At 62.8% G+C, this 22418-nt stretch carries 20 protein-coding genes, 1 tRNA gene and 2 pseudogenes; 7 read left to right on the forward strand and 16 right to left on the reverse strand.

Annotated features, from left to right (window positions below; translation table 11 throughout):
* Positions 1-66: 66 nt before the first annotated feature.
* Positions 67-1533 (forward strand): aldo/keto reductase, encoded by a 1467-nt coding sequence (locus AIOL_RS01135; protein WP_082152364.1) that lies wholly within the window; start codon positions 67-69, stop codon positions 1531-1533.
* Positions 1534-1578: 45 nt separating this feature from the next.
* Here the strand turns inward: AIOL_RS01135 and ccoS are convergent, their stop codons facing one another.
* The 11 genes from ccoS to fnrL all read right to left on the reverse strand — a co-directional run bounded on the left by ccoS (position 1579) and on the right by fnrL (position 11258).
* Entirely contained in the window at positions 1579-1716 is a 138-nt protein-coding gene (gene ccoS / locus AIOL_RS01140; RefSeq protein WP_049641200.1) for a cbb3-type cytochrome oxidase assembly protein CcoS, read from the reverse strand.
* Positions 1713-3845: a heavy metal translocating P-type ATPase gene (locus AIOL_RS01145; protein WP_049641201.1), complete on the reverse strand. Its 2133-nt coding sequence runs from the start codon at positions 3843-3845 to the stop codon at positions 1713-1715. Before AIOL_RS01145 ends, ccoS begins: the two co-directional genes overlap by 4 nt.
* Positions 3842-4291: a FixH family protein gene (locus AIOL_RS01150; RefSeq protein ID WP_049641202.1), complete on the reverse strand. Its 450-nt coding sequence runs from the start codon at positions 4289-4291 to the stop codon at positions 3842-3844. The genes AIOL_RS01145 and AIOL_RS01150 overlap by 4 nt, the downstream gene beginning before the upstream one ends.
* On the reverse strand, positions 4288-5703 hold the full coding sequence (ccoG, locus tag AIOL_RS01155) for a cytochrome c oxidase accessory protein CcoG (protein ID WP_049641203.1): 1416 nt from the start codon (positions 5701-5703) through the stop codon (positions 4288-4290). The genes AIOL_RS01150 and ccoG overlap by 4 nt, the downstream gene beginning before the upstream one ends.
* 66 nt (positions 5704-5769) lie before the next feature.
* Positions 5770-6219 (reverse strand): c-type cytochrome, encoded by a 450-nt coding sequence (locus AIOL_RS01160; RefSeq protein ID WP_053101134.1) that lies wholly within the window; start codon positions 6217-6219, stop codon positions 5770-5772.
* Positions 6220-7071 carry a cytochrome-c oxidase, cbb3-type subunit III gene (gene ccoP / locus AIOL_RS01165; RefSeq protein WP_049641204.1) on the reverse strand — a complete coding sequence of 284 codons (852 nt, stop codon included), beginning with the start codon at positions 7069-7071 and terminating at the stop codon, positions 6220-6222. It abuts the gene before it with no gap.
* Complete coding sequence (locus AIOL_RS01170) at positions 7064-7279, reverse strand: CcoQ/FixQ family Cbb3-type cytochrome c oxidase assembly chaperone (protein WP_049641205.1); 216 nt, start codon at positions 7277-7279, stop codon at positions 7064-7066. Before AIOL_RS01170 ends, ccoP begins: the two co-directional genes overlap by 8 nt.
* A gap of 13 nt (positions 7280-7292) precedes the next feature.
* Entirely contained in the window at positions 7293-8018 is a 726-nt protein-coding gene (ccoO, locus tag AIOL_RS01175; RefSeq protein WP_049641206.1) for a cytochrome-c oxidase, cbb3-type subunit II, read from the reverse strand.
* Between the two features lie 11 nt (positions 8019-8029).
* Positions 8030-9664 (reverse strand): cytochrome-c oxidase, cbb3-type subunit I, encoded by a 1635-nt coding sequence (ccoN, locus tag AIOL_RS01180; protein WP_049641207.1) that lies wholly within the window; start codon positions 9662-9664, stop codon positions 8030-8032.
* An 88-nt stretch (positions 9665-9752) separates the two neighbouring features.
* Positions 9753-10160 carry a universal stress protein gene (locus AIOL_RS01185; protein WP_049641208.1) on the reverse strand — a complete coding sequence of 136 codons (408 nt, stop codon included), beginning with the start codon at positions 10158-10160 and terminating at the stop codon, positions 9753-9755.
* Positions 10161-10529: 369 nt separating this feature from the next.
* The gene (gene fnrL, locus AIOL_RS01190) at positions 10530-11258 is read right to left on the reverse strand and encodes a transcriptional regulator FnrL (RefSeq protein ID WP_049641209.1); all 729 of its coding nucleotides are present in this window, start codon (positions 11256-11258) and stop codon (positions 10530-10532) included.
* Positions 11259-11311: 53 nt separating this feature from the next.
* Here fnrL and hemN point away from each other — a divergent pair, with 53 nt between their 5' ends.
* On the forward strand, positions 11312-12667 hold the full coding sequence (gene hemN, locus AIOL_RS01195) for an oxygen-independent coproporphyrinogen III oxidase (protein WP_049641210.1): 1356 nt from the start codon (positions 11312-11314) through the stop codon (positions 12665-12667).
* Positions 12668-13320: 653 nt separating this feature from the next.
* Here hemN and AIOL_RS01200 read toward each other — a convergent pair.
* Together AIOL_RS01200 and AIOL_RS26195 are read right to left on the reverse strand one after the other, a co-directional pair.
* Positions 13321-13998: pseudogene (locus tag AIOL_RS01200) on the reverse strand (carbohydrate ABC transporter permease); the annotation flags it as partial.
* Entirely contained in the window at positions 13998-14633 is a 636-nt protein-coding gene (locus tag AIOL_RS26195) for an ABC transporter ATP-binding protein (RefSeq protein WP_449240094.1), read from the reverse strand. The gene AIOL_RS26195 and the pseudogene AIOL_RS01200, both read right to left, overlap by 1 nt.
* A gap of 71 nt (positions 14634-14704) precedes the next feature.
* Here AIOL_RS26195 and AIOL_RS01210 point away from each other — a divergent pair, with 71 nt between their 5' ends.
* From AIOL_RS01210 to AIOL_RS01225, 4 genes are all read left to right on the forward strand, one after another.
* Positions 14705-15676 carry a LysR family transcriptional regulator gene (locus tag AIOL_RS01210; protein WP_053101139.1) on the forward strand — a complete coding sequence of 324 codons (972 nt, stop codon included), beginning with the start codon at positions 14705-14707 and terminating at the stop codon, positions 15674-15676.
* 215 nt (positions 15677-15891) lie between these two features.
* The gene (locus AIOL_RS01215; RefSeq protein ID WP_049641211.1) at positions 15892-18069 is read left to right on the forward strand and encodes a molybdopterin cofactor-binding domain-containing protein; all 2178 of its coding nucleotides are present in this window, start codon (positions 15892-15894) and stop codon (positions 18067-18069) included.
* Positions 18070-18108: 39 nt separating this feature from the next.
* Entirely contained in the window at positions 18109-18570 is a 462-nt protein-coding gene (locus AIOL_RS01220) for a (2Fe-2S)-binding protein (protein WP_049641212.1), read from the forward strand.
* A gap of 21 nt (positions 18571-18591) precedes the next feature.
* On the forward strand, positions 18592-19215 hold the full coding sequence (locus AIOL_RS01225) for a hypothetical protein (protein WP_049641213.1): 624 nt from the start codon (positions 18592-18594) through the stop codon (positions 19213-19215).
* 46 nt (positions 19216-19261) lie between these two features.
* Here AIOL_RS01225 and AIOL_RS01230 read toward each other — a convergent pair.
* Positions 19262-20239 (reverse strand): annotated as a pseudogene (locus AIOL_RS01230) (IS3 family transposase); the annotation flags it as partial.
* A 189-nt stretch (positions 20240-20428) separates the two neighbouring features.
* Here AIOL_RS01230 and AIOL_RS01235 point away from each other — a divergent pair.
* Entirely contained in the window at positions 20429-20743 is a 315-nt protein-coding gene (locus AIOL_RS01235; protein ID WP_049641214.1) for a hypothetical protein, read from the forward strand.
* A gap of 120 nt (positions 20744-20863) precedes the next feature.
* Here AIOL_RS01235 and AIOL_RS01240 read toward each other — a convergent pair.
* A tRNA-Arg gene (locus AIOL_RS01240) sits at positions 20864-20940 on the reverse strand.
* 62 nt (positions 20941-21002) lie between these two features.
* On the reverse strand, positions 21003-22406 hold the full coding sequence (locus tag AIOL_RS01245; RefSeq protein ID WP_049641215.1) for a sensor histidine kinase: 1404 nt from the start codon (positions 22404-22406) through the stop codon (positions 21003-21005).
* Positions 22407-22418 lie beyond the last annotated feature (12 nt).

The raw sequence follows: 22418 nt of genomic DNA on the forward strand, positions 1-22418 counted from the left end.
GCTATAGAATGTGGCGCGGCCCTCAAGCCCAATTCGCCAAACAACCTTTGGATGTCAGGACACTGCATGACAGAAAACCGCCCGGACCGCATACGCCTTTCTGACCGGCTTGAGATGTCTCGCGTGCTAACGGGGCTGTGGCAGGTGGCCGATATCGAGAGGGACGGCGGCGTGATTGACCCCGAGACCGGCGCGGATTGGCTGCACGCCTATGCGCAGCGCGGCTTCGATACGTTTGACATGGCCGATCATTACGGCAGTGCAGAGATCATTGCCGGGCGGCTCTTGGCGCGGCAAAACGCGTCCCAGCCGCTGGCCTTTACCAAATGGTGCCCAGCACCCGGCCCGATGACCGCCGAGGTGGTCCGCGCTGGCGTGATGGACCGGTTGACGCGCCTTGGCGTGGACCGTGTCGATCTGCTGCAATTCCATTGGTGGAGCTTTAAACACCCCGCGTGGCTGGATGCGCTGCACCGCCTTGCAGAGCTGCGCGAGGAAGGCATGATCTCTGAGATTGGCGTGACCAACTTTGATGCCGCCCACCTGCGCGTCGCCTTGTCGGACGGTATTCCCGTTTTGACCAATCAGGTTTCATTCTCGCTGATCGATAGGCGCGCGGCGCAGCAGCTGTCTGATCTATGCGCCGCGACGGGCACTAAGCTGCTAGCCTATGGGACCTTGTGCGGTGGGTTCCTGTCCGAGCGTTGGCTGGGACAGCCCGAGCCCGCCGACATCCCCGATTGGTCAAAGATGAAGTACCACCGCTTTATCAAAGTGACCGGTGGCTGGGACGCGTTTCAAGGCATCTTGACTGCGGCGCAATCAATTGCGCAAAAACACGGCGTTTCCCTCTCAAACGTCGCCACAAGATGGGTGCTTGAGCACCCTGCGGTCGCCGGGGCCATCGTCGGCGCACGACTTGGCGAGCGGGTGCATGCGGACGACAACCTCGGGCTCTTTCGCTTCGCGCTCGACGAAGAAGATCATGCCAAGCTGAGTGAGGCGTTCTCCGCCACGGCCCCCGTCCCCGGTGATTGCGGCGACGAGTACCGCCAGCCGCCATTTCTGACCGCAAGCGGCGACTTGAGTCATCACCTAGAGGAAATGCCCCTGCCACACAGAGCGACCGAGACGCCCCACCGTGCCGGCGGAAGCCAAGTCCTGAGCGGCTCGAAATGGGAAGACATCGCGGGCTATGCCCGCGCTCAGAAGGTCGGCAATCGCATCTTCGTCTCGGGCACAACCGCGACCGCAGGCGCGGATCGGGTCGTCGCCAAAGAGGACGCGGGGGCGCAGACGACCTATGTCATCGACAAGATCCTGGCGGCGCTGGATGCATTGGGCGCCACCGCCCAGGACGTTGTCCGCACGCGCATCTACATTGTGGACGAGGCCGATGTCGAAGCGATCTCCCGCGCCCATGGTCAGTATTTCGGCAGCATTAAGCCCGCCAACACCCTGATCGTCGTGTCGGGGTTGATTGGTGGCTACCGTGTTGAAATTGAAGCCGAAGCCGTTATCCCGGAGCATTAACTCACTCTCAACCGAACCTAGAGAATCCGCCCCTCTAGGACCGCATCAATCCTCTATGAGAACCCGCATAGCCTCGCCATCGGGGTCGTCATATTGGCGCGTTCGCAGCGACCAGATGAATGCCGCCAGCCCGGCGCCGCCGAGGATCAGCGAGACGGGGATGAGAATGACCAGCACGTTCATGACCGCAGCCCAATGCGCGCCGCATTCGCGATCACCGTGATCGACGAGAATGACATCGCCAGCGCGGCCATCAGCGGGGTCGCAAAACCCAGGACCGCGATGGGGATCGCGATGGCGTTGTAGGCGGCGGCGATGCCGAAGTTCATGCGCGACAGATAGACCGCGCGCCGGGCGACGGCAAAGAGCTCTGGCAGGCGCGCCAAGCGATCCCCGATCATCACCACATCCGCAGCACTACGGGCCGCATCCAGCGCCGTGCCCGGCGCAACAGAGGCATAGGCCGTCGACAGCGCGCCGGTATCGTTCAGCCCGTCCCCGACCATACAGGCCAGGGCCCCGCGCCGCTCAAGATCGGCGACGTGGTCGTTCTTCTGCTCCGGCGACAGGCCCGCGCGGTATTGCGTGACGCCAATGGCATCGGCCAGGGCGGCGGTCTTTGTGTTGGTGTCACCGGACAGGATCTGCGGCTTAAGACCGGCCTCTTGGCAGGCCGAGACCATGGCCTTTGCGTCCGGTGCCACGACCTCTTGATTGGGCAGCGGGTGGATCTGATCGCCTTTCTTCAGGACGAGCCCGTCCTGTAGCGCGCCCAACCACGCGGCCTGACCCAGAGCCACCGGGGTGCCGCCCCAGGTCGCTCGCACGCCGCGGCCTTCGACCTCTTCGATATCCTCCAATGGCGCGGGATTGATATCCCCCAGATAGGCGCTCAGCTCCTTTGACAGCGGATGCGCCGAGGACATGGCGAGCGCCTTCGTGACGCCCAGCTCTGCCGCGGAGAGCGTGCTGATGTCAAAGAAAAAGCCGGGCCGGGTCAGCGTTCCGGTCTTGTCCAGAACAAGGGTCTTAACATCGGCCAGCCGCTCCAACGCGGTGCCGGATTTCACCAGAAAACCCAGCCGATAAAGCCGGCTGATCGCGGCGGTCGAGACCGCGGGCACGGCCAGCCCCAGCGCGCAGGGGCAGGTGATAATCAGAACCGCGATGGCGATGTTCAGCGCATGGCGCAGGTCGCCGGTCGCCAAGAGCCAACCGGCGAAGCTCGCGCCCGCCAGCAGATGCACCGCCGGGACATAGATCCGCGCCGCGCGGTCGGCGAGGGAGGTGTAGCGATTGCGCGCGGTCTCGGCGGTCTCGACCATCTGCGCGATGCGGTGCAGACGGGTGTCCTTGCCGATGGCCTCGGCCTGCATCTCGAAGGGGCGCCCAAGGTTGATCTCGCCGGCGTTCAGAACGGCGCCGCTTTCATGCGAGACCGGTTCACTCTCGCCGGTCAGAAACGACCGATCCGTATGGGCGGCGCGGCTCAGCAAATGCCCGTCCACGGGCACACGCACCCCTGTGGGCACTAGAACGGTGTCGCCGGGGGTAAGCTCTGCGATGGGCACCGTCTGGGCCTTGCCGCCGGACAATCGCTGCGCGGTGTGGACCTCCAGCGCGGCAAGCTCCTTGGCGGCGTTGCGTGCAGCGGACCGCGTGCGATGCTCCAAGTAGCGCCCGATCAGCAGGAAGAATGTCAGCGACAGGGCCGCGTCGAAATAGGCATGCGCGCCGCCGTTGAGCGCCTCGAATAGAGACATGCCGCCCGCCAAGAGGATCGCCAGCGAGATCGGCACGTCCATGTTGACGCGACCGACGCGAAGCGCGCTCCAGGCGTTGCGAAAGAAGGGCTGCGCGGCGTAAAGCACCGCGGGCAGCGCGATCCCGGCGGAAATCAGGTGGAACAGGTCGCGGGTCGCCCCTGACGCGCCGGACCAGACCGCCACCGACAAGAGCATCACGTTCATCATCGCAAAGCCCGCCACGCCCAATCGCAACAGAAGATCGCGGCCCGCAGGGTCGTCGCCCGCGCCGAGCGAGGCCGCATCCAGCGGATGTGCGTCATAGCCGATCTCGGCAAGCGCCTGGACGAGGTCCTCCGGCGCAAGCTCCGTCTCAATCGCCACCCGTTTCTGGGTCAGGTTGACCCGGGCCGAGTTTACGCCCTGCACCCCGCTCAAGCGGTCCTCGATGGCCGAGATACAGGCCGCGCATCGGATCGCGGGGACTGAGAGCTGGACCACGTCCTTTGGCAGCGCCATGTCGACCGCGGCGGGGGCCGCCGCGCAGGCCGGGCAGGCGGCGGTCATTGCACGACCTTCACGATGATGCGCTGCTGAAAGCGGGTGCCGTCCGCGGCGCGCACCGCCACGCGCAGGTTCCAATTGCCGGGGCCGGCCTGCACCGGGGCCACAAAATCCTCGCCGTTAAAGGCGAAGGCGGGCGTTTGATCCGCCGCCACAGACGTGGCCCGGCCAAAGGTCGCGGTCTCGATCCCTGGGGCCAGGGGACGGTCGTCCTTGCGGAATGACAGGCGCAGCACGCCGCCCTCGACCACGGCGGCGACCTGCCAGGCAAGCGCCTCTTGCGCGGCGCGATCCTGATCGAAGGACTGGCTGGCAATATAGGAATTCGCGACCTCTAGCCCGGGGAAGGTGCGCACCGCGTTCACTGCCAGCGCCACATTCACCGCAATGATCGCCCCGAAGCCCAGACCAAAGATCCCCGCCACATGCCAACCGGTGATCTGTCTCATGATCCTGCTCCCGTTCCGTTAAACACAGTGTCTTTGGAGGCGCGCTCGCCATTGGCGAGGTCCTCCACCCAGAACCGCAGGGGCGTCTCGCTGGCCGTGGCCGATCCGCTGGCGCGGGGCGCGGTGACATAGACCCGCAGCCGCAAGGTCTCGTCGGCGGGCACGGGCACGGCGTGATAGGGGCTGCCCTCCAGCGCCAAGACCCACATGATGTCGCCACTCGCGTGGACGCCGAACATGCGCTCGGTCCCATGTTTGTTGCGCAGCCGCAGCTCGTAGGTGTTGCGCACCGAGCCATCCGCGAGCGTGACATAGGTCGGGTTGCGGATCGGGGCCACGGTCAGCTCGATCTCGGGGCGGATAAAGAGCGCATAGATCATCGCAGCACCAATCAGCGTCCAAATGGCGGTATAAAGAACCGTGCGCGGGCGCAGCACGTGCTGCCAGTTCGGGCGGGGTTTCTCGCCCGCCTGCTCACGCGGGGCATCTGACGGCGCCAGGTAGTCGATCAACCCGCGCTCGCGCCCCAGCTTGCCCATCACGTCATCGCAGGCGTCGATGCAGAGCGCGCAGGTGATGCACTCCATCTGCTGGCCGTTGCGGATGTCGATCCCCATCGGGCAGACCGCCACGCAGGCATTGCAATCGACGCAATCGGCGGCATTGGGATCGCTCTTCTTGCCGCGCGGCTCGCCGCGCCAGTCCCGGTAGCCCACGGTCAGCGTGTCATTGTCCATCATCGCGCCCTGGATGCGCGGCCAGGGACACATATAGATGCAGACCTGCTCGCGCATGAACCCGCCAAAGATAAAGGTCGTGGCGGTCAAAACGGCGATGGTTCCATAGGCCACAGGCGCGGCCTGCAGCGTCACCAGATCGCGCGCCAGCGTCGGCGCATCGGCGAAGTAGAACACCCAGGCCCCGCCCGTGGCCAGCCCGATCAGCGCCCAGACCGTCCATTTGGTCAGACGCAGCCGCGCCTTGCGCAAGGACCACGCCGCGCGGTGCAGCTTGATCCGCGCGTTGCGGTCGCCCTCGATCCAGCGCTCTACCAAGATGAAGAGGTCGGTCCAGACCGTCTGTGGGCAGGTATAGCCGCACCAGACCCGGCCCAGGGCCGAGGTGAACAAAAACAGGCCCAGCCCGGCCATGATCAAGAGCCCCGCCACAAAGTAGAACTCATGCGGCCAGATCTCGATCCAGAAGAAGTAAAAGCGGCGCCCGGCCAGGTCGACCAAGACAGCCTGGTCGGGGAGGTTGGGCCCCCTGTCCCAGCGGATCCAGGGGGTGAGGTAGTAAACACCCAGCGTCACCACCAGGATCGCCCATTTCAGGTTGCGGAACTTGCCGTAGACCCGCCTTGGAAAGATCGGCTCTCGCGCCGCGTAGAGGCTGTCGGCTGTGTCGTTCATCACTTTTGGCCCCTGGGCTGTTTAGACCAGAGTACAGATCGCCATGCCGGCAATCCTTGACTCAGATCAACTTTCGCCCGCAGGGGGCACCTGCAGGCTCTCAAGGTAGTTGGCGATGGCCAGCAGATCGGTGAAGACCGGCGTGCCCAGCCCGTCGCGCTCCACCACGATCAGCGGGCCCAGATCGCGATGGGCGAAGGCGGGCATCGGGCCGATCTCTTCGGAGGGAGAGGCGAAGATCGTCGACATCACGTAGTCCTGGTCGAACGTGCCATTGTTCCTTGCGGCGAGCAGCGTCAGGTTCGGCGGCGGTCTATCCAAATTAGCCGCATGCGGGCCCAATCCGTCGGCCTTGGCCCCATGACAGACGGCGCAATTCTCGGTGTAAAGCGCGCGGCCATAGGCGAGGTTCTCGGGGTCAGGCTCTAGCCCGGCGCCATTGTTGAGAGCGGCACAGCCGGTGACGAGGGCGCAGGCCAGCGCCGGAATGCTCAATTTGCTCAGGCCACCGGGCACCTATTCGCCCCCGCCCAGCCCATGCACATAGGCCGCCACCGCCCGCACATCCGCCTCGGACAGGCGCTGCCCCCAGGCCGGCATCACGCCGAAGCGGGAATATGTGATGGTCTCGACGAGGCTGTCGTAATCGCCACCATAAAGCCAAATCGCGTCCGCCAAGTTGGGCGCGCCCTGTTCGCGGTCGCCCGTGCCGTCCTCGCCATGGCAGGAGGCGCAGTTATCCGCGAACAGGGTCGCCCCGCTGCCCTCTCCTCCAGATACGGGCAGAGTCGGGATGAACTCGGCGATGGCGGCGATCTCTTCTGGTTCTAGGATCTCGCCAAAGGCGGGCATCTCGGTCCAATGCGCGTCGTTATCGGTCTCGTTGCGGATGCCGTGGCGGATCGAATAGGCGATCTGCTCCAATGTGCCGCCCCAGAGCCAGTCATTGTCCAGCAGGTTGGGATAGCCGGTGGCCCCGGCGGCACCGGCGCCGTGGCACTGGCTGCATTGCGCGCGGAACACCGCGCCGCCGCGCGCCACCGCGTAGCGGTGCAAGTCAGTTTGCGGGTCGAAGGCGGCCATGTCCTGGGTCAGCAGCGCACCGGTCAGGCCGGCATTCGCGGCCTCATGGGCGTCGATCTGGGCGGCCACCTCGGCGCGGGTCGAGTACCCCAAGAGCCCCGCCGTCGCCCCCGAGATCATCGGCCAGGCCGGATAGGCAATCGTGTAGCCGATGCCCCAAATGATCGTGGCGTAGAAGGTCCACAGCCACCAGCGCGGCATCGGCGTGTTCAGCTCTTCGATCCCGTCGAACTCATGGCCCATCGTCTCGCGGCCGGTGAGCTCGTCTACGCGCGGCTTATCCATTGCGGGTCTCATTCGTGTTCGTGTTCGTGGCGTCTTGGGGTGTGACATCGGCGGGCGTGTCGTCCCGCAGCGGGATCTCGGCGGCCTCCTGGCGCGCGCGCCGCTGCGACGGCCAGAAGGCCAGCGCGCAGGCCGCTATGAAGAAGCAGAACATCGCCAGCAGGAACCAGCTATCCGCGAAGGCGCGCAGTATCGTGTAGGTCTCCATCCTCGGTCTCCCTCTATCGGGTCGCGTCCGGCACAAAGGTCGAAAAGTCGACCAAGGTGCCAAGCATCTGCATATAGGCGATAAGCGCATCCATCTCGGTCAGCGCCTTCTGGCCATCGAAATTGCCGATGGCGGCGCCCGGGTAGCGTTCCAGCATGTCGTCCCAATCGGCGTCCGGGTCGGCCTGCACCCGGAAATCCGCCTGGGCATTGGCGATCTGGTCGTCCGAGTACGGCACGCCGACAAAGCGGTGCGTCTGCAACAAATCGGCGATGTGATCGCCCTCTAGCCGCGCCTCCATCAGGAAGCCGTATTTCGGCATCACGCTTTCGGGGACCACGGATTGCGGGTCGATCAGGTGGTCGAGGTGCCAATCGTCGGAGTACCGCCCGCCGACCCGCGCCAGGTCCGGCCCGGTGCGCTTGGAGCCCCATTGGTGCGGGTGGTCATACATGCTCTCGGCGGCCAGCGAGTAATGCCCATAGCGCTCCACCTCGTCGCGCATCGGCCGGATCATCTGGCTGTGGCAGGTATAGCAGCCCTCGCGGACGTAGATTTCGCGCCCGGCGAGCTCTAGCGGCGAATAGGGCCGGACGCCTTCGACCTCCTCAATGGTGTTCTCCAGCCAGAAGAGCGGCGCGATTTCCACGATCCCGCCAATGGTCACCACGGTCAGCGAGACGGCCAACAGCAGCGTCGGGCTCTTCTCCAGAATGACATGTCTGTCGATCAGGGCCATTCATATTCTCCTTATTCGGCAGGTGTGGCCGGGGCCGCGCCGGCACCGGCGGGCGCGGTCATCTGGGCCACGGCCTGGGTGACGGGCCGGTAGCCGCGGATGGTCATCCACATGTTCCAGCACATGATCCCGGCGCCCGTGAGGTACATCAGCCCGCCCAGCCCGCGCACCACATACATCGGGTACTTGGCGCTGACCGTGTCGGCGAAGCTGTTCACCAGGAAGCCCTGGTCATCGACCTCGCGCCACATCAGGCCCTCCATGATCCCGGTGACCCACATCGAGGCCGCGTAGAGCACGATCCCGATCATCGCGAGCCAGAAGTGCCAGTTCATCGCGGCGGTGGAATACATCGCCCCCCGGTTCCACAGCCGCGGCGTCAGGAAGTAGATCATCGCGAAGATGATCATCCCGTTCCAACCCAAGGCGCCGGAATGCACATGCCCCACGGTCCAGTCGGTGTAGTGGCTTAAGGAATTGACCGCGCGGATCGACATCATCGGCCCCTCAAAGGTCGCCATGCCGTAGAAGGCCAGGCTCGCCACCAGGAAGCGAATGATCGGATCGGTGCGGATCTTGTCCCAGGCGCCGTTCAGCGTCATCAGCCCGTTCATCATGCCCGCCCAGGAGGGCATCCACAGGACCACGCTGAACACCATGCCAAGTGTCGAGGCCCAGTCCGGCAGCGCGGTGTAGTGCAGATGGTGCGGCCCCGCCCAGATATAGAGGAAGATCAGCGCCCAGAAATGCACGATGCTCAGCTTGTAGCTATAGACCGGGCGGTTCGCCTGCTTGGGCACGAAGTAATACATCAGCCCCAGGAACCCCGCGGTCAGAAAGAAACCCACCGCGTTATGCCCGTACCACCATTGCGTCATGGCGTCCTGGACCCCGGCGAAAAGCTGCACCGACTTACTGCCCCAGATGCTGACCGGCACGGCCAGGTTGTTGACCACATGCAGCAGCGCAATGGTCAGGATGAAGGCCAGAAAGAACCAGTTGGCGACGTAGATATGCCGCTCCTTGCGGCGGATGATCGTGCCCAGGAAGACCAGCAGGTAGCAGACCCAAACGATGGTCAGCCACAGATCCACATACCATTCCGGCTCGGCATATTCCTTGGACTGCGTCGCGCCCAGCAGATAGCCGGTGGCCGCGAGCACGATGAAAAGCTGGTAGCCCCAAAAGACGAACCAGACGAGGTTGCCTCCGAAGAGGCGCACCCGGCTGGTGCGCTGCACGATATAGAACGAGCCCGCCAGCAAAGCGTTGCCGCCAAAGGCAAAGATCACCGCCGAGGTGTGCAGCGGGCGCAGACGCCCGAAATTTGCAAACGGCTGCGCCCATTCAAAGTTCAGCACCGGAAAGGCCAGCTGGAACGCGATCAACACGCCCACGGCCAGCCCCGCCATGCCCCAAAACGCCGTGGCGATGACCCCCGCGCGGACCACGTCGTCCTTATAGTCCCCTTGCACGGGCACCGGGCGCGGCGCGTCCGAGCGGCGCAGCTCCCAGATCATCAGGCCCAACGCCACCAGGAAGATCAAAAGCCCGTGGATGCGAAACGCAATGTCTCGGCCCTGATCGGCAGCATAGGCCGCCGCCAGCATCACCAGACCCAATGCAATATACTTCACCGCAGCCATGCGCCGCTCCTATCCATGCCACTGTCGTTCTGGAGTTGGTTAACCCGCGCGGGCGGGCCGTTCTTTGATCTGCGTCAAGTTCTGTGCCTCAGCGCAAAACAAGGACCGAGCAGCGCGCATGGCGCACCACCCAGGCCGCGGAGGACCCCAAGAACAGGTCCGAGAAGGCCGGCTGATGCGAGGCCATGACGATGCAATCGGCGTCATTCTCTTCGGCCCAAGCGACGATGCTGCGCCCTACGCTGCCCTGCACCAGAGCCGTGCCCTTAAGGTCCAGCCGGTCCGCTATCGACTTGAGCTGCTCTTTGGCGGCCTGGAATGTCTGTTCGTGGATTTCGGCTGGGAAGTAGGGCTCGACATAAGTCGGCAAGGGCTCGATGACGTGCAGCAATGTGATCTTCCCGCCCTCGGCCAGAAGGCCTTGCGCCTTGGCCGCGGCGTCTGAGGCGTCGTCTGGGTTCGAGAGAAGGACGGGGAGGAGGATGTTGTTGAACATTGAAGCTGCTCCTTTCTGGTTCGAAAGAAGTCTTAGGCTATTGGGCGCGGCTTGCCTTGATCTGGATCAAGGGGTTTTCCGGGAGTGCTGTTTTGGCATGGATTGGTCGCTGACATTGGTGGAGCCAGCGCCGACCCGGGGTGGCGCTCCACAGCATCCGTTTCTGCCAATTTATCCCTGCCAAGCTCCGTACAAGCTGACTGTCGCGCGTGACCTCACCAAAGCGCCTCCCGCGGGGCGGGTCGGCGCTGGCCGGGCGGCTGCGCCGCTGTTAACCGGCCAATATCGCTGCCGTTCGAAGGTCCGCCACAGGCCCAGTTCAGCTAATCACACTCGCGCACGCCCCGCCGACCTCACAGCGGTCAGATATCAGACGATCACCCCGCCATCCGCATCGTCCCCGCTGGCCATATGCAGGGCGTTCATGTCTTTGATGCGGAAATGACGGCGGTCGATGAACTCGACGACGCCCTCCTTCTTCAAAGCGGACAATTGGCGGCTGATGGTCTCCAATGTGAGCCCCAGGAAGTTCGCGATCTCTTCGCGGGTCAGTGGCAGCTTGTGGTCTTGGACGTTCTGAGACGGCACGGTCTCGCGCCGCACGATCATCTGCAGGAAGGTGGCGATCTTTTCCCGGGCGGTCTTGCGGCCCAAGAGCACCATCCACTCGCGCGCGGCGTTCAGCTCGTCCAGGGCCATCTCCATCATGCGCTGCGAGATATGGGGCACGCGCTCGACAAGGCCCTCAAACGGGCGGCGTTGGAACCGGCAGAGCGTGACATCTGTCACCGCGGTTACATCAAACTCAACCGTCTCGCGCCCCGGTCGCCCAATGAAATCCGAGGGCAGCAGCAGTCCCACCATCTGGGTGCGTCCGTCCTCGAGCGTTCGGGTCAAGGACGCGATGCCGGTCACCAGCGAGGCGAAATGCGTAAGATCATCCCCGCGCCAGATGATCGGCTGCCCGGCCTCGAATGTCTGATAGGATTTCATCCCCTCGAGCACCAGCAACTCGTCCTCGTCGCAGCGGGCGCATATGGCCCGGTGTCGGATGGGGCAGTCGCCGCATTTCTCGCGTTGGTTAAGTACAAATGTCATCTGGCTTGATCTGGATCAACGAGGCTTGATGGAACGTCAAGTAAGTCGGCTGCATGGAGAAGATAAGTACCCTGCGCCATTATGGACTATTTGACGCGAAAGTCCCGCGTTATACGAGCTATCCGCCCGCAAACCGCTTCCAGCAGGATGTTGGCGCGCGCAATCAGCAGGACTGGCTGGCCAGTGTCCCGCCTGGCGAACCGGTGTCGGTCTATGTCCATATCCCATTCTGCAGGCGGCTGTGCTGGTTCTGTGCCTGCCGGACGCAGGGCACCAAGACCCTGGCGCCGGTCGAAGGCTATGTGGCTGATCTGATAGCGGAAATTCAGGCTGTCGCCGCGCTCTTGCCCAAGGGCGTGCCGATGGCGCGGCTGCATCTGGGGGGCGGGACGCCGACGCTGCTAACGCAGGCTTTGATGGAGCAGCTGCTAGAGGCGCTCTTTGACGCTTTTGAGCGGACCGAAGATTTCGAGTTCTCGGTCGAGATTGACCCAACAGAGGCCGCCCCGGACCTGCTGGAGGCTCTGGCCCGATGGGGGATGCGCCGCGCAAGCATCGGCGTGCAGGACTTCAACCCAACGGTTCAAAAGGCCATCGGGCGGCCGCAGAGCTTTGAGCAAACACGGTTGGTCGCGGATCTTCTTCGCGCATACGGCGTGGGCAGCCTGAATGTCGATCTGCTCTATGGTTTGCCGCATCAATCCGAAAGCAGCCTGTTGGAGAGCCTCGACAGGGTGATCAGCCTCGGGCCGGACCGCTTGGCGCTTTATGGCTACGCACATGTTCCGCATGTCTCAAAGCGGCAGGTGATGATCCCCATGGATGACTTGCCGGATGCCGAGACCCGTTTTCAGATGTCCGAGCGCGCGCGCGAACGCCTGCTGAGCCTTGGGTTCTGCGCGCTGGGCATTGATCACTTCGCCCGGCCAGAGGACAGCCTGGCCAAGGCGGCGGGTGCCGGGCATATGCGGCGGAATTTTCAGGGATATACCGATGATCCCTGCGAGACGCTGCTGGGTTTCGGCGCCTCTGCGATCTCGAAGTTTCGCCAGGGATATTCGCAGAATGCGGTCTCAACCGCGGCGTATCGGCAACGCGTCCAAACCAGTGGCCGCGCGGGGCATAAGGGATACCAGATGACACCAGGCGACCGGGCGACCGCCGCGCTGATCGAAGCCCTCATGTGCGAGGGCCGGGTGAATGTGTCAAAGGCGACGGCTCAAACTCCGAGCCTCGCGGCGGATGCGAGGGGTCTGACGCGGAACCTGCTGAGTAAATTCCCCGACATATTGGCGGGGACAGAGGAAGAGATCGTCCTGCGCCAAGAATTCGGAGCCGCGGCGAGGTTGATCGCCGCAGATCTCGACGCATCGCTTATGGAACACAACATCCATAGCAAAGCGATCTAGGTGTGAACTCTCGGTAGGGTGTTCAGCCAGTTCGGAGTTGGGCTGCAATTGCCAAGCTCCAGCCGAGGCCCCCGAAGGATGACAACCAGCATCACAATGCGCGCACGACCATCCGCAGTCGAGAGCTGATCATTGCGCGGCGACTGGGCGGGGGGTTAAGAGGGTCTTACCCATCCGCGCGGGGGATTTTGCCCCAAGGCACGCGACTCATAGGTTAACGCCTTATTTTGCTGGAAAATCGCCGGTCGGCAAAGCGTCGGCAAAACGTCGGCCTTGCGTATGGCACCTCGTATGGCACCTGGTGGGGTTAACACACCGCGCGGTGGCTTGGCGTAATGGCTGCGAGGCGCAGCAAACGGCCAGCGCGCGTCCGTGAGATCACCCCGGACAAGACAGTCGCTCCCGCCACAGCAAGCGCTGAATGTGCGCCCCACCACAGCGTAAGAAGCCTGTCTTTCGATCTGGAGCCGGACTTTGAGGGCCGTCATGCCGCTGAAGTATCGGCCAACGCGCAGCCATGAAATTTATCTTACCCTTGTCATTTGCGCTTTGCGGTCTGGCCGGGGGATAGTTGGCCATGGGGCGTCGCGCCGGGACAGGTGCTGAGGATTGCCGAGCGGATCGGCATCTGAACGAAGACGGCGCGCGACTTATACAGTGGTGGGGCCCAAGAGCGGCCAGGTCACCAAGCGGAACCGGTCCCAGCCGCTGGTGGCGCCGTCCATCTCGGCGGCGTCGTGGAGCGCGCGCGGGATCGAGGTCAGTCCCGCCAGATACAGCACCATATTGAAGCCGAACCCCTGCCATACCCCTATGAAGCTGACCGTCCAGATCGCATAGTCCCGGTCGTTCAGCCAAAGCGGGAAGGTGCGCGCGCAGCCCTCGGCGTACCAAGACCAGCGCTCTAGGACGGTGCCGCATCCACGCTCCAGCGTGGAGTTGATGATCCCAATGGTCGGGTGAAACGCGAATTCCCAAACGATGGCCATCGCGATCAGCGCGGCCATCACTGGCAGGAAGTAGATCGTCTTGTAGAGGTCCCCGATGCGCCCCAGCGAATTGATAAGCAGGGCCGCGCCCAACCCCAGCCCCACCGTCAGCGGCACCACCACGAACACATAGCGGAAGGTCGCAACAAACATCTTCTCGTAGGTCGAGCGGGTGAAGATCTTTTCGTAGTTCTCAAGACCGACGAACTCCGCGCCGGCATTGCCCAGCGAGTAGTCGGTCAGGCTTAGCCCGACCGCGATGAGGATCGGAATCAACAGGATCACAAACATCAACGCCAGTGCGGGCCCGATGAACCAAAGATGCGCGTAGCTCCGCGGCATCAGGCGATCTCGCGCGTGACAATGGGCGCGTAGAGCCGCCTGCCATGGGGGCCGAAGAGCAGCGCGGCATCAGGGTCTATAGAGAACCTTGCCTGGTCTCCGATTCTGGCCGATGCGCCGGGCGACGTGCGCAGAACCAAAACCCGCTCCAGCCCCTCCAGATCCAGATGCAGATACAAGTCGGAGCCCAGATTCTCGCGGTGCCGCACGGTGCCGACAAAGCCGCCGGAGGCGCCCAGGCTCAGATGCTCTGGCCTTACCCCAACCGTCACCGGGCCAGGCGCGGCGCGGAAGGTCCCGAGCCGTCGCCCCAAGACGGTCAGTTGGCCCTCTGCGTCGATCTCTGCTGGCAACGTGTTGATCGCAGGCGACCCGATGAACTGCGCCACCTCCAGACAGTTTGGGTCCGCATAGATCGCATATGGCGGACCGACCTGCAGGATGCGCCCATCCATCATCACCGCCATGCGGTCTGACATGGTCAGGGCCTCGGCCTGGTCGTGGGTGACATAGACGAAGGTGGCGCTTAGGCGCCGGTGCAGCTCTGATAGCTCGGCGCGCATATGCACACGCAGGGCCGCATCTAGGTTGGACAGAGGCTCGTCCATCAGGAAGGCCACGGGCGCACGCACCATGGCGCGACCCAGCGCCACGCGCTGGCGCTGCCCACCGGACAGCTGCCCCGGTTTCCGCCGCCGCGCGTCGGATGGGCGTGTCGCAATCCGCCGTCAGCCAGCACATCGGCAAGCTTGAGGCCAGGGTCGGCGCGCCGCTCTTGGTGCGCGGGCGCGACGGGGTGGTGCTGACCCCCGTTGGGCAAGAGATCTTTGAGCTGGCCGACGATTTCGCGGCGCTGGACCAACGCATCGAGGAGCGACTGCGAGGCCATACGGATGTCGAACGCGGGCAGCTCACCATCATCGCCAATGCGCCGCAGCCGGCCCTAAGCCTGATCGCGCGCTACACCGGGACCTACCCGTTGGTATCCGTCGATTTCCGGCTGCTGGATTGGGCGGCGGCCATGGAGATGGTCACCTCCAAGCAGGCCGACATCGCCATCATAACCGATCCGTCCGATCAAAGGGACCTTTTTGTGCGCCCCATCACGCGCACGCGATATGTGTGCTATATGCGGCAAGATCACTGCCTCGCGCACCGCGCCGAGATCTCTCTGAACCAGATCGCGTCGCATACGCTGCTCTTACCCGAGCGTGGATCGCTGACGCGGCGCGTGGTGACAAAGGCGCTGGCTAAGGCGCGCTTGACGCCGCGCCGCATTGTGACCATGACCACCTTTCCGGTTATGAAGGAAGCCATCCTGCAAGGCATCGGGCTTGGGATCTTCCTGGAGGCCAGCTCCGTCGCGGACAGCCAGCTGAGCGAGCTGCCAATCACGGAGATGCAGCAAACTCTTACCACTTCCGTTGTGATCCCCAAGCACAAGGTCGGATTGCGCATTACTCAGAGCTTCTTGGGGGTGGTCGAAGGAACGATCAACGCATGGCGAGTGCATGAATCGAGTGTCACTTGCGTCGCGCCCCAAAGCCGTACCTTAACTTTAGCTGAACTATCCGGTTCTCCCAGTAGGAACTGGCCGCATGAATTCTGCGGTTGGACCCCATTAAAGATTGGGGGGTTACCCTGCCGTCATCGCATTGAAACGCGCGCAACACTCTAAATTTCTCTTGACAGTGTGGTTAAATCGGCCATCGTGTTGTCACGGTGACAGCTTTCGGAAAGTTGTAAACCTCGGCCCTTACGACGACAAAAACGTCCGCACTTTTCAAGACAGAGCTATGGCGCCACGTCTTGCCATGGCCCGAACAGCCCCAGAGCGAACGCGCAAATGCAGCCGAATCTTTGTCAGAACCTTGCATTGAGGAGTACCCATCGATGAACACGTCAACGTCCCGACGAAATTTCCTGAAAGGCGCCGCGGCGACGGGCGCTGTTTTGATGGTGGGGGTGACGCCCAAAGGTGTGCTTGCCGCCGGACATGCGGGATTGGCTTCGCTGACGCCCTTCGTGAAGATCGACGAGGCGGGCACTGTAACGGCCGTGTTGAAACATTTCGACATGGGTCAGGGCGCGTCCACCGGTTTGGCCACGCTGATAGCCGAGGAACTGGGCATCTCGCTGGACGAGATCGAGATCGAGTTCGCGCCGCATAATCCTCAGGTTTACAACAACCTGTTCTTTGGTCCTGTACAGGGCACCGGCGGGTCGACAGCGATTGCCAATTCGTTCATGCAATACCGTCAAGCAGGGGCCGCCGCGCGCGAGATGATAAAGGCCGCTGCTGCAAATGCTTGGGGCGTTGCCGCCTCGGAGCTTGCGATTGTAGACGGGGTCGTGACAGGCGCCGGTCAATCGGCCCCGATGGCCGAGTTTGTGGCCGCTGCCGCCGATCTGGCCGTGCCAGAGGACCCATCCCTGACCGATCCCAAGGACTTTCGGCTGATCGGGAACCCGACAACACATCGCAAAGACAACGCGCCAAAGATCACCGGCCAGGCGCAATATGCCATGGACGTGCATCTAGACGGACAGGTCGTTGCCGTGATCAAGCGGCCTCCGAAGTTTGGGGCCACGGTCGTTTCGTTCGACGCGTCGGCTGCCGAGGGGATGCCCGGCTATAAAGGCGCGGCGGCCCTGCCCACCGGGGGCGGCGTCGTGGTTTATGCGGACACCACGTGGCAGGCGTTTCAGGCCCGCGAAGAACTTACCGTGGAATGGGATTTCACCAACGCCGAGACCCGCAGCTCTGATCAGATCCGCGATGATATGCTGGCGATGGTCAATTCCGAGCCCGAATTCGTGGCCCGCGCTGATGAAGGCACCGACGCGGCCATGGCCGGGGCGGCTCAGGTCATCGAGAAAGAGTTCTACTTCCCCTATCTGGCCCATGCCTCGATGGAGGTGCTGAACTGTACCATTCGCCCGGATGAGGACGGTGGTGTCACGCTCTTTGACGGCTGCCAGGTGCCGACCCTCTCTGCCGGAGCGTTGGCGCAGGTGCTTCAGATGCCGATGGAGAAGGTCCGGGTTGAAACCCTCTGGGCGGGTGGCTCCTTTGGGCGCCGCGCCACATCCGAGGTCGATTACAATGTCGAGGCCGGGTTGGCGTTTTTGCTGGATGGCGGCCAGCGCCCGGTCAAGCTGATGTGGTCGCGTGAGGATGACACAACGGGTGGGTATTACCGCCCTGCCGCGGCTCACAAGGTGCGGGTCGGCCTGGACGCGAACGGGCGCATCGTCGCCTGGCAGCATCAGCTTGCGACGCCGTCGATCTTCAAGGGCACCTTCTTTGCGGCCACCCAGGTTGTGGACGGGGTAGATCGTTCGTCGGTCGAGGGCGTGCCGGACACGCTTTACGATATCCCGAAGATGACCATGGGGGTCAGCGATTTCCAGTCGCCGATCACCGTGGCGTGGCTGCGATCTGTCGGCCACAACCACACTGGCTATGTCATGGAAACGATGATGGACCTGGCCGCAGAGGCCGCGGGGGTCGATCCGTTGGAGTATCGCCTGTCCTATCTGTCGGGCGAAGGCGAAGAGCGCGCGCGGATGCGCGAGGCGTTCCAACTGGCCGCCGACACCGCCGGTTGGGGCACGCCGCTGCCCGACGGCCACGCGCGCGGCATCGCGGGTATGTTCTGTTTCAACACCGCGGTGGCGCAGGTGGCCGAGGTCAGCAAGGATGAGGACGGCTATGTCCAGATCGAGAAGTTCTCGGCCGGGGTCGATGTTGGCCTCGCGGTGAACCCCGATGTGGTCGAGGCGCAGGTGCAGGGCGGCATCGGCTTTGCCCTTGGGTTCATCATGCGCGACGGGATCGGCTTTGACGAAGGCGAAGTGATCCAAAGCAATTTCCACGACTACGAGCCGCTGCGCGTCTGGGACATCAAGGATATCGAGGTCGCGATTGTGCCCTCCGCCGCGCCGCCCTCTGGCATCGCCGAACCGCCAGTGCCGCCCGCTGGCCCCGCCCTTGCCAATGCCATCGCGGCACTTGGCACCCGTGTGACGATGCTGCCCATGGCAGAGAATGGTGTTGATTTCGTCTGAGGTGAGACGCCCGGACACAAATGACGACGGAGAAAAAAGATGGCCACGACAATTACGGTGAATCAAACCGAGCGCAGCTTAATCTCTTCCGAGGAAACCCCGCTGCTCTGGGTGTTGCGTGACGAGTTGAAGTTGACTGGTACGAAATACGGCTGCGGCGTTGCCCAATGCGGGGCCTGCACGGTGATGCTGGACGGGCAACCGGTGCGCTCTTGCCAGGTGGCGATTGGGGATATCGCCGGGTCGGATGTGACGACGATCGAAGCGGTCTCTGGGGTCGAAGCGGACGCCGTGCGGCAAGCCTGGGTCGAGATGGATGTGGTGCAGTGCGGCTTCTGCCAGTCCGGCCAGGTGGTTCAAGCCATTGGCCTTCTTGAGCTCAATCCAGAGCCGACAGATGGGGACATAGATACCTATATGGGCGGCAATGTATGCCGCTGCGCAACCTATGTTCGGGTCCGCAAGGCGATCCACCGCGCCGCCGAGATACTGGCCGCATAGCGCAAAAGAGGGACGGGTATCATGCAGAATACAAGGGCTCTCATGGCCTGCGCCTTGGTCGCGGGCCTGCTTCTTGCACCGGCGTTTGCCGCGGACGACGAAACGGTTGCGTATCCCGCAGCTGGCACCGTGGATGGGGCAACGGGGCTAGAGGCATGGTCGCGGATCTACGAGGTCGCCTCGCACCCGCGCTGCGCCAATTGCCACACGGGCGAGTCCGACGTGCCAATGTGGTCGGGCCCCAGCTATGGGGATGAACCACGCCAGCACGGCATGCGAATCCGCGCGGGCGAAAGCCGGATCGGGGCCGAGCATCTGACCTGCTCGACCTGCCACAGTTATTCCGAGATCCCGCAGACCGTACCCCATGCCGCGCCACGCGTCGGCGCAAGCTGGCAATTGGCCCCGGCCGAGGCGCATTGGTTTGGGAAATCCTCTGAGTTCATCTGTGCCCAGCTGCGCGATCTGGAACGCAATGACGGGCGCGATTACCTGGCCTTGGCAGACCACATTGGCCACGATGTGATCCTGCATTGGGCCTGGAGCCCCGGAGTGGGACGCGAACCAGCCCCCTACAGCCTTGCGGAGCACATCATGGACATACATCTCTGGGGCGCCGCCGGCCAACCCTGCCCGCAGGACTAAGCGGCGCGGTAATCCCCCCATTTTTAATGGGGTCCAGCAGTAGAATTCACGCGGCTGTTTTCGGTTTCATTGCGGGTGTCACGCCGCCTATGCCCATGTTGGGTCGCTCGTTGTTGTAGGTCCAGAGCCATGCGGTTGCCTGATCTTGTGCCTCCTCGATGGTTTCGAAGATGTATTGCCCCAGCCATTCGCCACGAACGGTGCGATTGTAGCGCGCGATGTAAGCGTTCTGCTGGGGCTTTCCCGGCTGGATGTATTCCAATCGAATATTGCGTTTCTCGGCCCATTCCATCAGCATTCCGCTGACATATTCGGGGCCGTTGTCGACACGAATTGTCTGCGGCTGACCACGCCATTCGATGATCTGGTTCAAGCTACGCCGCGAGACCTTGTCCGCCATTGGTCCGAGGACAATGGTCGAGCGCGCTCAGCGGGCAGAGAGAAGTCGACCTCGATGGCCAAGCCCTCGCGATTAAAGTCATCCAAGACGTCCAGCGTCCTGACGACCGACCATCTGCTAACTGATCGGCCATAAAATCCATCGACCAAGTCTCATTGGGTCTTTCAGGCACCTTCAGTGGTTCAGGTTTGTCCCGCTTGAGCTGTTTCTTAGGCTTGATCCGTGGGTTCAGCTCCAGTTCACAGTAGATCCGGTAGACGCGTTTGTGGTTCCAGCCACAGCCCTGCACATTGCGCAGATAGAAAAAGCACAACCCCAAACCCCAGTTGCGCTTGTTCGCCGTCAGACGTTCCAGCCAGTCCGCGATCTCTTCGTTCTCGTCGCTCAAAACAGGGCTGTATCTGTAGCAAGTCTCGCTGATCTCAAACGCACGGCACGCCAATGCGATGCTTACGCCGTGCCGTTCGACCGCATTCATGGCCATCTCTCGTCGTAGAGACGGCCTTAACGCGCGCCATTGTCGCTCGTACCAATGGCGCAACAAGTGGCGCCTCCAAGGGCTTCCCTCCGCAGATCGTTCTGCATGCTCATCTCAGCGTACATGCGCTTCAGGCGTCGGTTCTTCATCGTAAATCTCCTCAGATATCTTGCCGAGAAAATTCTAATTTTGAACACCACTAATTTTAGGGGGGATTACCCAAAGGCTGTGCAAGCCACCGCAAATCGATACGCAAGGTTGCAATCGAAGGGCAGTTTGAAAACCTGCTGCTATCTCTGGAACCGTCTCAGGACCTCGTCAGCATTGCTCGAGCAATGTTTCAGGATTTCTGGGCCATGCGCGAGAAGCAGGCCGAACTGACCTCAATGACCGATAAAGAGAATCTCGCTAGGCTCGACGCTGACATCGAAGAACTCTTGGACCGGATCGTGGACATATCGCAAGAATCCGTCAGCGCAGCTTTTGGAGAACGCATCGCCAAGCTCGGGCAGAAGCTGCTTGTTTTGCAGGAAAGAGTGGCACAACCAAGTGTATCAAATGGCACCTACGAGGAGCTATTCGAACTCGCCATGAAGTTCCTGTCGAACCCTCGGCATATTTGGAGATTGCCGATCTTGCCGGAAAGATAACCGTGTTTAGATTGGCGTTCTGCTCTCCAACCGCCTACCGCCGAAATGAGGGTATTCGAACCCCACATTTTAGCCTTTTTATTCAAGGCATTGAAGGCTTCTGCGGTGGCAGATGTGAAATGGCGCACTCGGGAGGATTCGAACCCCCGACCCCTTGATTCGTAGTCAAGTGCTCTATCCAGCTGAGCTACGAGTGCGCAAGGTGGGCAGCATGTACCGCCCGTCGCGGGGCATTGCAAGGACGTTTTAAAAGTTTCCTCTACTCTGCCGCTTCATCCAGCGCGGCGGCGGATTTCGGCAGCACGATCGCAAAGCAAGTGCCCTCTGGTCCGGTGGCCAAAAGCTCCAGGCGCCCGCCATGTCCGCGGATCAACTCGGCCGATATCGCCAGGCCCAACCCCGTGCCGCCCTTGCGCGTGCCGCCCTGGAAGGGCTGGAACAGGAACTCCTGCGCCTTGGGCGGCAGGCCGGGCCCGGTATCCGAGATGCGGATCTGCCAGTCGCCCTCGGTGTCGAGGGCGGACACAGAGATCTTTCCGGGCGCGCCCGTCGCTATGATCGCCTGGCGCGCGTTGCGCACCAGGTTGCCGATCACGCGGTAAAGCTGCTCGGGATCCGCGCGCAGCGCCAGGTTGGCGGGCACGTCCTCGGCAAAGCTCAGATCATGCTCGCCCACCGCAAGCCGCTCTGCCCCAATGACATCGTCCACAATGGGGGCCAGCATCACGCGGTCCAGCCGCGGCGCGGGCTCCTCTGCCTTGCCAAAGGCCAGCGTCGATTCGCACAGGTTCACCGCGCGGGTGATCGAGCCCACAAGCTTTGGCGCGGCGCGCTTCACTGCCGGGTCCTCGCTGCGCTCCAGCCGATCTGAGAAGAGCTGTGCCACGGTCAGCATGTTGCGCAAATCATGGCTGATCTTGGCCACGGCGCCGCCCAACTGCGCCAGCCGCTCTTTCTGCTTCAGCGCTCCCGTCAGCTGCGTCTGCATCGACATCAGCGCGTTCTCGGCCTCGCGCAGCTCGGTCACGCCGGCGTTGGGCTCGATGATCGTGCGCGCGTCCTCCGGGGCCTCCGCATAGGCCGACATCACGTCCACCACGTGCCGGATCGGTTTCACCAAAAAGCTGCGCACCGCAAGGAACAGCAAGATCGCCGTGAACACAGAGATCACCGCCGACAGGATCAGGATGCGCAGCCCGTAATCCAGCATCTCGGCCCGTAGGCTCTCTGTGTCCATTGTGACCTCGATCAAGAGGCCCGCGTCGCGCACCGGGTTGCCGATGACCCGGATCACCTCGGGCTCGGGCGTCGCCAGCCGCCGCATCGCGTCGCCGATCAGCACCCAGGCGTTGACGCCCCGCAGATCAAAGGTTTGCGCTATGGGCGAGGGTATATCAGAGGCCAGGATCAGCTGCCGGATCTGATCGCGCCGCAGCACCACGTTGAAGACGCCTGCATTCTCCAGCAGCTCGTCCTCTAGCTCCATCGTGATCTGCGCATCCGCCAGAAGCGCCAGCGAGGCGATCTGGGCCTTCTCCAACCGCATCAAGAGGTAATCCTCGCGGAACCGCGCCACCGAGGGCACGAAGATCATGATCTCCGCCAGCATCACGAACACGGTTGTGAGGATCAGGAACCGACCAGAGAGGGAGTTCAGGAACATGTCGCTTCAGCA

This window comes from Candidatus Rhodobacter oscarellae (assembly GCF_001078595.1).
GTDB classification, from domain to species: Bacteria; Pseudomonadota; Alphaproteobacteria; order Rhodobacterales; family Rhodobacteraceae; genus Rhodobacter_B; species Rhodobacter_B oscarellae.

Coding starts and splice junctions, on each gene's coding strand:
- AIOL_RS01135 (WP_082152364.1), top strand. CDS start 67: ATGACAGAAAACCGCCCGGACCGCATACGCCTTTCTGACCGGCTTGAG.
- ccoS (WP_049641200.1), bottom strand. CDS start 1,716: ATGAACGTGCTGGTCATTCTCATCCCCGTCTCGCTGATCCTCGGCGGC.
- AIOL_RS01145 (WP_049641201.1), bottom strand. CDS start 3,845: ATGACCGCCGCCTGCCCGGCCTGCGCGGCGGCCCCCGCCGCGGTCGAC.
- AIOL_RS01150 (WP_049641202.1), bottom strand. CDS start 4,291: ATGAGACAGATCACCGGTTGGCATGTGGCGGGGATCTTTGGTCTGGGC.
- ccoG (WP_049641203.1), bottom strand. CDS start 5,703: ATGAACGACACAGCCGACAGCCTCTACGCGGCGCGAGAGCCGATCTTT.
- ccoP (WP_049641204.1), bottom strand. CDS start 7,071: ATGGATAAGCCGCGCGTAGACGAGCTCACCGGCCGCGAGACGATGGGC.
- AIOL_RS01170 (WP_049641205.1), bottom strand. CDS start 7,279: ATGGAGACCTACACGATACTGCGCGCCTTCGCGGATAGCTGGTTCCTG.
- ccoO (WP_049641206.1), bottom strand. CDS start 8,018: ATGGCCCTGATCGACAGACATGTCATTCTGGAGAAGAGCCCGACGCTG.
- ccoN (WP_049641207.1), bottom strand. CDS start 9,664: ATGGCTGCGGTGAAGTATATTGCATTGGGTCTGGTGATGCTGGCGGCG.
- AIOL_RS01185 (WP_049641208.1), bottom strand. CDS start 10,160: ATGTTCAACAACATCCTCCTCCCCGTCCTTCTCTCGAACCCAGACGAC.
- fnrL (WP_049641209.1), bottom strand. CDS start 11,258: ATGACATTTGTACTTAACCAACGCGAGAAATGCGGCGACTGCCCCATC.
- hemN (WP_049641210.1), top strand. CDS start 11,312: ATGGAGAAGATAAGTACCCTGCGCCATTATGGACTATTTGACGCGAAA.
- AIOL_RS26195 (WP_449240094.1), bottom strand. CDS start 14,633: ATGGTGCGTGCGCCCGTGGCCTTCCTGATGGACGAGCCTCTGTCCAAC.
- AIOL_RS01210 (WP_053101139.1), top strand. CDS start 14,705: ATGGGCGTGTCGCAATCCGCCGTCAGCCAGCACATCGGCAAGCTTGAG.
- AIOL_RS01215 (WP_049641211.1), top strand. CDS start 15,892: ATGAACACGTCAACGTCCCGACGAAATTTCCTGAAAGGCGCCGCGGCG.
- AIOL_RS01220 (WP_049641212.1), top strand. CDS start 18,109: ATGGCCACGACAATTACGGTGAATCAAACCGAGCGCAGCTTAATCTCT.
- AIOL_RS01225 (WP_049641213.1), top strand. CDS start 18,592: ATGCAGAATACAAGGGCTCTCATGGCCTGCGCCTTGGTCGCGGGCCTG.
- AIOL_RS01235 (WP_049641214.1), top strand. CDS start 20,429: ATGTTTCAGGATTTCTGGGCCATGCGCGAGAAGCAGGCCGAACTGACC.
- AIOL_RS01245 (WP_049641215.1), bottom strand. CDS start 22,406: ATGTTCCTGAACTCCCTCTCTGGTCGGTTCCTGATCCTCACAACCGTG.